This window comes from Xylanimonas ulmi, from assembly GCF_004216535.1.
GTDB classification, from domain to species: domain Bacteria; phylum Actinomycetota; class Actinomycetes; order Actinomycetales; family Cellulomonadaceae; genus Xylanimonas; species Xylanimonas ulmi.
In genome coordinates this window covers 913176-925192 of the sequence record NZ_SGWX01000001.1, presented here as the reverse complement: position 1 = coordinate 925192, position 12017 = coordinate 913176, and the positions used below count along the sequence as shown (strand labels likewise).

General features: G+C 73.4%; 10 protein-coding genes. All 10 read right to left on the bottom strand.

The window, feature by feature from the left end:
* Positions 1–27: 27 nt before the first annotated feature.
* On the bottom strand, positions 28–1860 hold the full coding sequence (locus EV386_RS04145; protein ID WP_130412595.1) for an ABC transporter ATP-binding protein: 1833 nt from the start codon (positions 1858–1860) through the stop codon (positions 28–30).
* On the bottom strand, positions 1857–3659 hold the full coding sequence (locus EV386_RS04140) for an ABC transporter ATP-binding protein (protein WP_423218993.1): 1803 nt from the start codon (positions 3657–3659) through the stop codon (positions 1857–1859). Before EV386_RS04140 ends, EV386_RS04145 begins: the two co-directional genes overlap by 4 nt.
* 74 nt (positions 3660–3733) lie before the next feature.
* Positions 3734–4519 (bottom strand): imidazole glycerol phosphate synthase subunit HisF, encoded by a 786-nt coding sequence (gene hisF, locus EV386_RS04135; protein ID WP_130412591.1) that lies wholly within the window; start codon positions 4517–4519, stop codon positions 3734–3736.
* Positions 4516–5415, bottom strand: a complete 900-nt coding sequence (locus EV386_RS04130) for an FKBP-type peptidyl-prolyl cis-trans isomerase (RefSeq protein WP_165399835.1) — start codon at positions 5413–5415, stop codon at positions 4516–4518. The genes hisF and EV386_RS04130 overlap by 4 nt, the downstream gene beginning before the upstream one ends.
* 113 nt (positions 5416–5528) lie before the next feature.
* Positions 5529–6890: a Pup--protein ligase gene (gene pafA / locus EV386_RS04125; protein WP_130412589.1), complete on the bottom strand. Its 1362-nt coding sequence runs from the start codon at positions 6888–6890 to the stop codon at positions 5529–5531.
* A complete protein-coding gene (gene prcA / locus EV386_RS04120) occupies positions 6890–7612 on the bottom strand; it encodes a proteasome subunit alpha (protein ID WP_130412587.1) in 723 nt (240 codons plus the stop codon). Before prcA ends, pafA begins: the two co-directional genes overlap by 1 nt.
* Positions 7613–7655: 43 nt before the next feature.
* Positions 7656–8468, bottom strand: coding sequence for a proteasome subunit beta (gene prcB / locus EV386_RS04115; protein WP_130412585.1), 813 nt, complete (start codon positions 8466–8468; stop codon positions 7656–7658).
* The gene (locus EV386_RS04110) at positions 8465–8665 is read right to left on the bottom strand and encodes a ubiquitin-like protein Pup (protein WP_130412583.1); all 201 of its coding nucleotides are present in this window, start codon (positions 8663–8665) and stop codon (positions 8465–8467) included. The genes prcB and EV386_RS04110 overlap by 4 nt, the downstream gene beginning before the upstream one ends.
* Positions 8666–8703: 38 nt before the next feature.
* Positions 8704–10335 carry a depupylase/deamidase Dop gene (gene dop / locus EV386_RS04105; RefSeq protein ID WP_130416758.1) on the bottom strand — a complete coding sequence of 544 codons (1632 nt, stop codon included), beginning with the start codon at positions 10333–10335 and terminating at the stop codon, positions 8704–8706.
* Between the two features lie 50 nt (positions 10336–10385).
* Complete coding sequence (arc, locus tag EV386_RS04100; protein WP_130412581.1) at positions 10386–12008, bottom strand: proteasome ATPase; 1623 nt, start codon at positions 12006–12008, stop codon at positions 10386–10388.
* Positions 12009–12017: the final 9 nt, after the last annotated feature.

Sequence of the window (12017 nt, the reverse complement as noted above, 5' to 3'; positions counted from 1 at the left end):
GCGGCGCGGCACAGTGCGGCGCGGGCCTCAGCGCGTCTGGGCCACCCACGCGGCGTGCATGCGCGCGTACACGCCGCCCGCCGCGGCCAGCGCGGCGTGCGTCCCCACCTCGACGATGTGGCCCGCGTCGACCACGACGACGAGGTCGCTGGCCTCGGCGGTCGAGAGGCGATGTGCGATCGTCAGGGTCGAGCGCCCCGCCGTGAGCGAGTCGAGCGCGCGGGCGATGCGCACCTCGGTGGCGGGGTCGACCGCGGACGTCGCCTCGTCGAGCAGCAGCAGGTCTGGCTGGGCGAGGTAGGCGCGCGCGATGGCCACGAGCTGCCGCTCCCCCGCGCTGAGCGCCTCACCGCGCTGGCCGACGGGCGTGCGCACGCCCTGCGGCAGGTCGGTCAGCCAGTCGGTCAGTCCGAGGGCGTCGAAGGCCGCCAGCACGCGGGCCTCGACGGCGGGCGTGGTCTCGACGGGCTCGACCGACGAGGGCGGCTCGACCGACGCGGTGCGCGCGGTGCGCAGACCGTAGGCGGCGTTGTCGAGCACCGTCCCGTCGAACAGGAATCCCTCCTGCGGCACCAGCACCACGCGCTCGCGCAGCGACGCGAGCGTCAGGTCGCGCAGGTCGACGCCGTCGAGCAGCACGGCGCCCGCGGTCGGGTCCATGAGGCGCGCGACCAGCTTGGCGACCGTGGTCTTGCCCGACCCGGTCTGCCCGACGACGGCGACCTTGGCGCGCGCGGGCAGGTCGAGGTCGACGCCGTGCAGCACCTCGGGGCCGTCCGGGTAGGCGAAGCGCACGCCGCGCAGTTCGACGTGTGCGGGGCCGCGCGGCGAGGCGACCGCGTCGGGCGCCTCGCCCACCTCGACGGGCGTCCCGATGACGGCCAGCACGCGCCGCCAGCCGGCGACGGCGTTCTGCAGCTCGTTGAGGATCTCGGTGGCCATCTGGACGGGCCCGGTGAACAGCTGGACGAGGAAGAGGAACGCGACCACCTGGCCCGCGGTCAGCTCGCCGTCGACGCCCAGGCGCGCGCCCACGACCACCACGGCCGCGAGCGCCAGCGTGGACATGAGCGTGCCGCTGGAGAACGTCGTGGCCACGAGCCGCTGGGCGCGCCCCTGCGCGAGGCGGGTGGTCTCGATCGCGTCCTCGATGCGCCGCTCGGTGCGCGCGCCGACGCCGTAGGCGCGCACCGTCTCGGCGCCGACGACGGCCTCGGAGATCGCGCCGAGCATCGCCCCCACACGCTCGCGCACCCGCGTGAACCGGGCGTTGACCTGGCGCTGCCCGAAGCGCAGCACGAGGAAGAGCGGGACGAAGCACGCCCACACGACCAGCGTGAGCTGCCAGGAGAACGTGAGCATGAGGGCGGTCGCGACGGCGATCTGCAGTGTCGAGACGAGCAGCATGATGCCGCCCCACTGCACGAACAGCGAGATGGTGTCGACGTCGCTGGTCACGCGCGAGACGAGCGAGCCGCGCCGCTCGGTGCTCTGTGTGAGCGTCGCCAGGTCGTGCACGTGCCGGAACGCGCGCACGCGCAGCGCCGCCAGCCCGGCCTCGGTGCGCCGCACGAGGCGGATGTTGACGAGCGCGGCGCAGCATCCGGCGACCAGCAGCGCCAGTGCGGCCAGGCCCAGGAGCGCGGCCACCCGGCCGCCGTCGGGCCCGCCCTCGGCGAGGATGCCGTCGTCGATCGTGGCCTGGACGGCGAGCGGCACCACCACGCGCCCGCCGGCCGCGAGCACGGCCAGCAGGAGCGTCCAGCCGAGGCCCTCGACGATCTGCGGGCTGATCTGCGCGCCGCGGCGCAACGTCGCCAGAACCCCGAGGCCCGAGGTGGACTCGATGCGGGCGCTCACGCCGACTCCTCGCGCGCCAGGCCGTGCTCGACGGCGTCGGCGGCGGCCGTGGCGCGCCGGCGCGCCTCGGTCTCGTAGGCGGTCGCGATCTCGCGGTATCCCGGGTCACGCGCGAGCAGTTGCGCATGCGTGCCGACGTCGACGACGCGCCCGGCGTCGAGGTGCACGACGGCGTCGGCGAGCGCGACCGAGGACATGCGGTAGGCCACCATGACCACGGTGGCGCCCCCTCCCGACCCGGCGGCGCCTGACAGCCCGCGCAGGATCTCCTGCTCGACGCGCGGGTCGACGGCGCTGGTGGCGTCGTCGAGCACGAGCAGGCGTGGGCGGCGCACGAGCGCGCGGGCGATGGCCAGGCGCTGGCGCTGCCCGCCCGAGAGGTTCGCGCCGCGCTCGCCGAGCGGGGCGTCGAGGCCGGCGGGCAACGCGGCCACGACATCGTCGAGCCGCGCGAGGCGCAGCGCCCGCCAGACCTCCTCGTCGGTGTGCGGCGACTCGCCGGGCTCGGCGAGCGTGACGTTGCCGCGCACGGTGTCCTCGAAGACGAACGTGGCCTGCGCGACGAGCGCCACCTGTGCGGGCAGCTCGCCGTCGGCCAGATCGCGCACGTCGACGCCGTCGAGCAGCACCCGCCCGCGCGTCGCGTCCGAGAGCCGGGCCAGCAGCGAGACCAGCGTCGTCTTGCCCGCGCCCGTCACACCCACCACGGCGACCGTGGCGCCCGGCGCGACGTCGAGGGTGACGTCGTCGAGCAGCGTGACCTCACCGCCCGCCGGCGTCGACACGTCAAGCCCGACGCCCTCGAGCCGCACTGACAGACCGCGCTCGGCACGCGGCAACCCGGCGCGACCGGGCGCGAGCGTCTCGGGCCGGGCCACGACGGCGGCGATGCGCTCGTACCCCACGAGGCTGCGCGGCAGCTCTCCCAGCACCCATCCGAAGGCGCGCACCGGCACCGACATGACGGTCAGCAGGTAGCCCGCGGACACGACGTCGCCGGCGCCGACCGCGCCGTGCGCGGCGCGCCACGCGCCCACCCCGAGCACCAACAGCGTGCCGAGGCTCGGCAGCAGGTCGATGACGGGGTCGAACATCGCGCGCACCGCGCCGACGCGCGCGTTGGCGGCGCGCAGCGTGTCGGCCCGCTCGGCGAACCGGGCCTCCTCGCGGTCGGCGGCGCCGAGCGACTTGACCAGGAGCGCGGCCTCGAAGGACTCGTGCGCGACGTCGGCGACCTCGGCGCGCAGCCGCTGGGCGCGCATGACCGCGGGCGTCATATAGCGCTGGAACACCAGGTTCGCGACGAGGGTCAGCGGAATGACCACGAGCGCCGCGGCGGCGAGCCACGGGTCGATGAGCAGCAGCATGACCGTGGCCACGACGATCATCACCACGACGCCGAGCGCGAACGGCAGCGGGTTGAACACGCCGGTGGCCGCCTCGACGTCGGCGCTCGCGTGCGCCAGCAGCTGGCCGGCCGGATGCGAGCGGTGCCACGACAGCGGCAGGCGCAGGTAGGCGGCCGACAGGCGGCGGCGGTGTGTGGCGCCGACGTCGACATAGCCCCAGCCGGCCCACACGCGCCGGCCCCACACGCCGGCCGTGAGCGTGATCGCGGCGACGACGAGCACCAGTCCGGCCTGCCAGATCCGCCCGCGCGCGTCCGTGTCGCCGGCGATGGCGGGCACCACGACGGCGTCGGTCGCCCAGCCCACCGCGCGGCTGACGCCCACGGTGGCCGCGCCGAACAGCGCGGAGGCGAGGACGGCGAGCGTGTAGGTGCGCGGCGAGGTGGCCATGCCGCGCGCGATGAGCTGCAGCGAGCGGCGCAGCCGCGACCCGGAGAGCGCGACGGAGCGGTCGGCCACGGGCGTCAGCGCACCTCGAGGCCCGCGGCGCGCATGGCGTCCTTGACCTGCCCCACCGTGAGCTGGCCGAAGTGGAACACGCTCGCGGCCAGCACGGCGTCGGCGCCGGCCTGCGCGGCCGCGACGAAGTCCTCGGGCTTGCCCGCCCCGCCCGAGGCGATGAGCGGCACCTGGACGCGTTCGCGCACCGCCGCGAGCATCTCCAGGTCGAACCCGTCCTTGGTGCCGTCGGCGTCCATGGAGTTGAGCAGGATCTCGCCCGCGCCCAGGCCCGCGGCGCGTTCGGCCCACTCGACGGCGTCGATGCCGGTGCCGCGCCGTCCGCCGTGCGTGGTGACCTCGTAGCCCGAGCCGGTGGTGACCCCGGCGGCGCGGTCGGCCGGCGTCACGCGCCGCGCGTCGACCGACAGCACAAGCACCTGCGAGCCGAACCGCTCGGCGATCTCGGCGACCAGCTCGGGGCGCGCGATCGCCGCGGTGTTGACCCCGACCTTGTCGGCGCCCGCGCGCAGCAGCCGGTCGACGTCGTCGACGCTGCGCACTCCCCCGCCGACGGTCAGCGGCACGAAGACCTGCTCGGCCGTGCGCCGCACGACGTCGACCATCGTCTCGCGGCCGCCCGAGGAGGCCGAGACGTCGAGGAACGTCAGCTCGTCGGCGCCCTCGGCGTCGTATCGCCCGGCGAGCTCGACGGGGTCGCCGGCGTCGCGCAGGCCCTGGAAGTTCACACCCTTGACGACGCGCCCGGCGTCGACGTCGAGGCAGGGGATGACACGGACGGAGACGGTCACGGGGCTCCTTCTTCAGTGCCCTCGCCGTTGACCTGGACGTGGGCGTCGAGGATGTCGACGACGTAGACCAGGGTCTGGTCGGCGAGCGGATCGGACGTCCCACCGTAACCGAGCGCCGGAGGCACCACGAGCAGGACCTGGGAGCCGACCGTCTGCTCGATGAGGCCCTCGTCCCAACCGTCGATGACCTGCCCGATCCCGATCATGATCGACTGGACCGCCTCAGGTCCGTCGGGCTTGTCCCAGGTGGCGCCGAACACCGTCCCGTCGTCCCACCGCACCCCCGTGAACCGCACCGTGACGACCTCGCCCGCCTCGACCTGAGGGCCGTCGCCCCGCAGGAGCGGCTGCACCACGAGGTCGGACGGCGGCGCGACGCCCGCCGGCACGGTCACCGTGGGCGCGCCATCGGCGTCGAGCGTCACGGTCGGCAGACCCGCGGCCGGCTCGACCGGCGTGCCCGAGGCGCGTGTGGGCAGGACGTCGACGACGAGCACGAGCGGGACGTCGCCCTGCTGCTCCTGATACAGCAGGCGCGCGCCGACGCGCTGGCCCAGGAGCGCTTGGTGGAGGTTCTCGCCGAGCGAGTCGACGCTCATGGTGTGCCACGCCGGGGCGTCGACGAACGTGGTCTGCACGACTGTGCCGTCGCGCCCGTCCTCGGCGTAGAGGTTGAGCATGACCGGACCGCCCTCGCGCAGCGCGTCGCCCGTGCCGGGCCACACGACACGCGAGCCGGGCTCGGTGATCGTCAGCGGCTTGTCGTAGCGCAGCGACGGCTCTTGCCCCGCACCACCCGTGACCTCGACACTCGTCTGCGCGCTCGACGCGGTCGGGACGGCGTCGCCGACGCCGCCGCAGCCCCCGACGACGAGGAGCGCCGCGACCGTCGCCACGGCCAGGACGATGCGAGCACGGGCGGGCTTAGCGGCGTCTGGACACAGCACGCGGTCGAGTGAACCACACCCGGCTCGTCGTCCCAGGCTCGCTGACCCTCACTGCCGCGCGGTCACATCGACTCGATGAGGCGGTCGACACGCTCGTCGACCGACCGGAACGGGTCTTTGCACAGCACCGTGCGCTGCGCCTGGTCGTTGAGCTTGAGGTGCACCCAGTCGACCGTGTAGTCGCGACGCGCCTCCTGCGCGGCGCGCACGAACTCCCCCCGCAGCCGTGCCCGGGTCGTAGGCGGCGGCACGGCCGTGGACTCGAAGATCTCCAGGTCGGTCGTCACACGCTCGACGAGCCCGCGCGCCGCCAGCAGGTTGTACAGGCCCTCGGTGCGCGAGATGTCGTGGTAGGCCAGGTCGAGCCGGGCGATGCGCGGATCGTCGAGCGAGAGTCCGTGCTTGGCCTGGTAGCGCTCGATCAGGCGCAGCTTGATGACCCAGTCGAGCTCGCGCTCGACCAGCCTCAGGTCGCCCGACTCCAGCGCGCGCAGCCCGCGCTCCCACAGGTCGAGCACCGCCTTGGTGGTCGGTGACGGGTCCAGGTGGGCGTCGACGTACTCGCGCGCCCTGCGGAAGTACTCGGCCTGGATGTCGATCGCGCTGATCGTGCGTCCGTCGGCGAGCTGCACCGGGTGCTTGCCCGTGCGGTCGTGGCTGATCTCGCGGATGGCGCGGATCGGGCTCTCCAGCGTCAGGTCGCGCATGAGGACGCCCGCCTCGACCAGCCGCAGCACCAGGTCGGTCGAGCCGACCTTGAGCATCGTCGTCGGCTCGGCCATCGACGAGTCGCCCACGATGACGTGCAGACGCCGGAAGTACTCGGCGTCGGCGTGCGGCTCGTCGCGGGTGTTGATGATGGGCCGGCTGCGTGTCGTCGCCGACGAGACCGCCTCCCAGATGTGGTCGGCGCGCTGCGACAGGCAGTACACCGCGCCGCGCGGGGTCGCCAGCACCTTGCCTGCGCCCACGAGCGCCTGGCGGGTGATGAGGAAGGGGACCAGGATCTCGCTCAGGCGCGAGAAGTCGCCCTGGCGGCGCACCAGGTAGTTCTCATGGCAGCCGTAGGAGTTGCCCGCCGAGTCGGTGTTGTTCTTGAACAGGTGCACGACGCCGGGCAGGCCCTCGTGCCGCAGGCGCTGCTGCGCGTCGGCGACCAGGCCCTCGAGGATGCGCTCGCCGCCCTTGTCGTAGGTGACCAGCTGGCGCACGTCGTCGCACTCGGCGGTCGCGTACTCGGGGTGCGAGCCCACATCGAGGTAGAGCCGTGAGCCGTTGCGCAGGAACACGTTGGAGGACCGGCCCCAGGCGACCACCTTGCGGAACAGGTAGCGCGCGACCTCGTCGGCCGACAGCCCGCGCCCGTCGGGCGCCGCGCACGTGACGCCGTACTCGGTCTCCAGCCCGAAGATGCGCCGGTCCATCAGTCGGCCGCCTGGTCGAGCGCCGCGGCAAGCGCCGCGCCCTGAAGACGGCGGAACGCCCGCCGGGGCCGCGCGCGCTCGAGCACGGCCACCTCAAGCTGCGCCGGCTCGATCGCCCGCTCGCTCCCGGCGGCCGCCAGCGCCCCGTCGGCGCCCACCGCCCCGAGCGTCGCGGTCGCCAGCCGCAGCGCGTCGCCGAGCGCGAGCCCGGCGCTCCAGCCCTCGGCGAGCCGCGCGCCGAGCTGCTCGGCCTGGCCGCCCATGACCACGTGGCCGCGCTCGTCGGCGACCGAGCCGTCGTAGGACAGGCGGTAGACCTGGTCGCCGTCGGGGTCCTGCCCGACCTCGGCCACCACCAGCTCGACCTCGAGCGGCTTCGACTCGGTCGTGAAGACCGTGCCGAGCGTCTGCGCGTAGGCGTTGGCCAGGCCGCGGGCCGTGACGTCCTTGCGATCGTAGGAGTACCCCCGCAGGTCGGCGTAGCGCACCCCCGCCACCCGCAGGTTCTCGAACTCGTTGTACTTGCCCACCGCGGCGAACGCGATGCGGTCGTAGATCTCCGAGATCTTGTGCAGCGCGCGCGAGGGGTTCTCGGTCGCGAACAGGATCCCGCCGTCGTAGGCCAGCACGACGACGGAGCGGCCGCGCGCGATGCCCTTGCGCGCGAAGTCCGCCCGGTCCTTCATGAGCTGCTCGGGCGAGACGTAGAACGGCATGGTCATGCGTGTGCCCCCTGAGACTCTCGTGCGCCGATGACAGGCGCGGTCATGCGCGTCTGCCCCGCTCGCTGCGGGCCGCGACGAGCGCCGCGACCACGGACTCCAACTCGGCGTCCGGAACACGCCGGTAGCCGTCGGCCGTCACCGTCGCGACGACCGGCCAGATGCGCCGGACCGGATCCGGCCCGCCTGTCGCCGAGTCGTCGTCGGCGGCGTCGTAGAGCGACTCGACGGCGACGCGCACGGCGTCGTCGGCGCTCATCCCCGGCTGCCACAGCTTCTTGAGCGCGCCGCGGGCGAAGACCGAGCCCGAGCCCGTGCCGTGGTGCTCGTGCTCCTCGTAGCGCCCCCCGGTCGGGTCGTAGGAGAAGATGCGCCCGATGCCGCGGTCCAGGTCGTAGCCCGCGAACAGCGGGACGACGACGAAGCCCTGCAGGGCGAGCGGCAGGTTCGCGCGCAGCAGCGTCGCGAGCCGGTTCGCCTTGCCGTCGAGCGAGAGCAGCGAGCCCTCGATCTTCTCGTAGTGCTCCAACTCCAATTGGAACAGCTTGGCCAGGTCGACGCCGACGCCCGCCGAGCCCGAGATGCCGATCGCGGAGTACTCGTCGGCCGGGAACACCTTCTCGATCTCACGGCTGGCGATCATCGTGCCCGCGGTCGCGCGGCGGTCGCCCGCCATCACCACGCCGCCGTCGAACACCAGCGCGACGATCGTGGTGGCGTGCGGGGCGAGCCCGGCGCCGTCGAGGGCCGCGCCGGGCGAGGGCAGCAGCCCGGGCGCGTGCTCGCCGAGGAAGTCGAGGAACGACGACGACCCGGGGCGCAGGAACGCGTCCCCGAGCCGTCCGGCGTCCCTCACTGACCGCCCTTCTGGACGAAGCCGCGCACGAACTGCTCGGCGTTGGACTCCAACACCTCGTCGATCTCGTCGAGCAGCGCGTCCACCTCCGCGTCGCGGTCCTGCGCCGCGGGCGCGGCCGGGACAGGGACGTCAGCGCCGTCGTCGTCGGGCGTGCCGTCCTCGTGCTGGGGGTTGATGCGTTCCTGACCTGCCATCACTGCCTCCCTCTCCCGGGTCGTGCTCCACCGTCACCCTATGCCGAACCGTCGCCGCGTAGGCCCCGCAGCAGGCTCGCCGCGTCGGCGCTCGCGTCCAGCAGCGCGCCGATGTGGGTCCGCGTGCCACGCAGCGGGTCCAGCATGGGCACGCGTTGGAGCGCCGCGGCGCCCGGGACGTCGAAGATCACCGAGTCCCAGCTCGCCGCCGCGATCTGGTCGGTGTAGCGCGCCATGACCTCGCCGCGGAAGTACGCGCGGGTGTCGGACGGCGGATGGTGCACCGCGTCGGCCACGGCGCGCTCGTCGACCAGGCGCTCGACGGCGCCCGCACCGAGCAGCCGGTGGTAGACGCTGCGCTCGGGTCGCACGTCCGACCACTGCAGGTCGAGCGCGCGCAGCCGCGGATGATCCCACTCCAACCCGTCGCGCCGGCGCAGCCCCTCCAGCAGCCGCCGTTTGGCGACCCACTCGACCTCGCGCGCGCACGAGCCCGGATCGGCGTCCAGGCGCGCCAGCACTGACCGCCACCGGTCGAGCACCGCGTACGTCGCCTCGTCGGCGTCGGGTTCGGGCCCGATCGCCCGCAGCGCGCGCGAGACGACGCCGGCATAGGCCTCCTGCACCTCGAGCGCCGTCATGGTGCGCCCGTCGGCCAGGTCGAGCTTGGCCACCAGGTCGAGGTCGCGTGAGACGCGCTGGACCTCGGCGACCGGATCGGCCAGCCGCAGCGCCGCCAGGTCCGCCCGTGCGGGCACCCCGGCCGCCGCGAGCTCGTCGAGGCGTTCCAGCACCCACAGCACCAGCGAGGTCGTGCCGAGCTTGAGGTAGGTCGCGACCTCGAACAGGTTCGCGTCGCCGAGGATGAGGTGCAGCCGCCGCCAACGGCCGCGGTCGGCGTGCGGCTCGTCGCGCGTGTTGACGATGGGCCGGCGCAGCGTCGTCTCCAGGCCGACCTCGGCCTCGATGTAGTCGGCGCGCTGCGACATCTGGAAGCCCGCCCGGCTCCCCGTGGGCCCGAGCCCCACACGCCCCGAGCCCGCGAAGACCTGGCGGGTCACCAGGAATGGGGTGATGAGCTCGGCGAGCAGGCCGAACGGCAGGGCGCGGTCGACGAGGTAGTTCTCGTGCGTGCCGTAGCTCGCGCCCTTGCCGTCGACGTTGTTCTTGTAGAGCGTGACGCCCTGGCCCTCACCGGGCACGAGGGCCAGCTCGCGCGCGGCCGCGAGCATGATGCGCTCACCCGCCACGTCCCACAGCACGGCGTCGCGCGGCCCGGTGACCTCGGGTGAGGAGTACTCGGGGTGCGCGTGGTCGACGTAGAGGCGCGCGCCGTTGGTCAGGATGCAGTTGGCCGCCGACGGGTCGTCGACCTCGTCGACGTCGGCGCGCGCCGCAGCGGCGCCCGGCGCCGGACCGGACGGGCCTGCGGGCGCGGGGCGTGACGGGTCGTCGGTGAGCTGTGAGGGGTGGGCGGCGGCGCGGTGGAGGTGGAACCCGCGCGCGTCCGCGAGCGGGTCCTCGTCGTCGTAGTCCCAGCGGGCCGCGGGCCGCGCGCCCGCGCGCGCCACCAGCGCCCGGTAGGTCGTGACCACTTGGCTCGACAACAGCATCGGGTTCGCGGCGGGCCGCCCGGGGGCGAGCACCCCGTACTCGGTCTCGACGCCCATGACCCGGCGCACCGGAGTGCGCCGGGTCCCGTGGTCGTCGAACGGCTGCGTCACAGGTACTGCCCCGTGCTGGTGACCTGTTCGATCGAGCGCGGTGTGCCGGTCTCGCCCTTCTTCTGGACGATCGAGCGGATGAACACGATCCGCTCGCCCTTCTTGCCGCTGATGCGCGCCCAGTCGTCGGGGTTGGTGGTGTTGGGCAGGTCCTCGTTCTCCCGAAACTCGTCGACGCAGGCGCCCAGCAGGTGGTCGACCCGGATGCCGCGCTGGCCCGTCGCCAGGAAGTCCTTGATGGCCATCTTCTTGGCGCGGTCGACGACGTTCTGGATCATCGCCCCCGAGTTGAAGTCCTTGAAGTACAAGATCTCCTTGTCGCCCGAGGCGTAGGTGACCTCAAGGAACTGGTTCTCCTCGTCCTCGGCGTACATGCGCTCGACGACCGAGCGGATCATTGCCGCCACGGCCTCGGCGCGGTCCTCGCCGTGCACCGCGAGGTCGTCGGCGTGGATCGGCAGATCGGGCGTGAGGTACTTGCCGAAGATCTCCTGGGCGCCCTCGGCGTCGGGCCGCTCGATCTTGATCTTCACGTCGAGGCGGCCGGGCCGCAGGATCGCGGGGTCGATCATGTCCTCGCGGTTGGAGGCCCCGATGACGATGACGTTGTCGAGGCGCTCGACGCCGTCGATCTCGGCGAGCAGCTGGGGCACGATCGTGGTCTCGACGTCGGAGGACAGGCCCGTGCCGCGCGTGCGGAACAGCGACTCCATCTCGTCGAAGAACACCACGACGGGCATCCCCTGGGACGCCTTCTCGCGGGCGCGGGCGAAGATCAGCCGGATGTGCCGCTCGGTCTCGCCGACGTACTTGTTGAGCAGCTCGGGGCCCTTGACGTTGAGGAAGTACGAGCGCACGTTCGGGTCGTCCGCTCCGCCGGCGACCATGGTCGCGAGCGAGGCCGCGACGGCCTTGGCGATGAGCGTCTTGCCGCAGCCCGGCGGTCCGTACAGCAGCACGCCCTTGGGCGGGCGCAGGCCGTGCTCGCGGAACAGGTCGGGGTGGGCGAAGGGCAGCTCGACGGCGTCGCGGATCGCCTCGATCTGGCGTCCCAGGCCGCCGATGTCCTCGTAGCTGATGTTGGGGACCTCTTCGAGGACCAGCTCCTCGACCTCGGACTTGGGCACGATCTCGAACACGAATCCCGAGCGCACGTCGACCGTCAGCGAGTCGCCGACCCGCAGCGGGCGGTTGCGCACAGGGCCGGCGAGTCGCACCACGCGCTCCTCGTCCGCGCGCCCGACCACGAGCACCCGCTCGTCGTCGAGCACCTCCTTGACCGTCACGAGTTCGCCGACGCGTTCGAAGCCGCCCGCCTCGACCACCGTCATCGCCTCGTTGAGCTTGACCTCCTGGCCCGGCGCGAGGGCCGTGACGTCGAGGCTGGGGCTGGCGCCCACGTGCATCTTGCGGCCGGCCGAGGAGATGTCGACCGTGCCGTCATCGTGCGCGGCGAGGAACGTCGCGTAGGTGCCGGGGGGTTTGGCGAGCTCGTCGATCTGCTTGCGCAACTCGACGATCTGGTCGCGTGAGGCGCGCAGGGCCTCGGCCAGACGCTCGTTCTTGGCGGCGAGCAGGGCGAGCTGGGCGTCGCGGGAGACACCGGGGTTCTCGGTCATGCTGGTCCC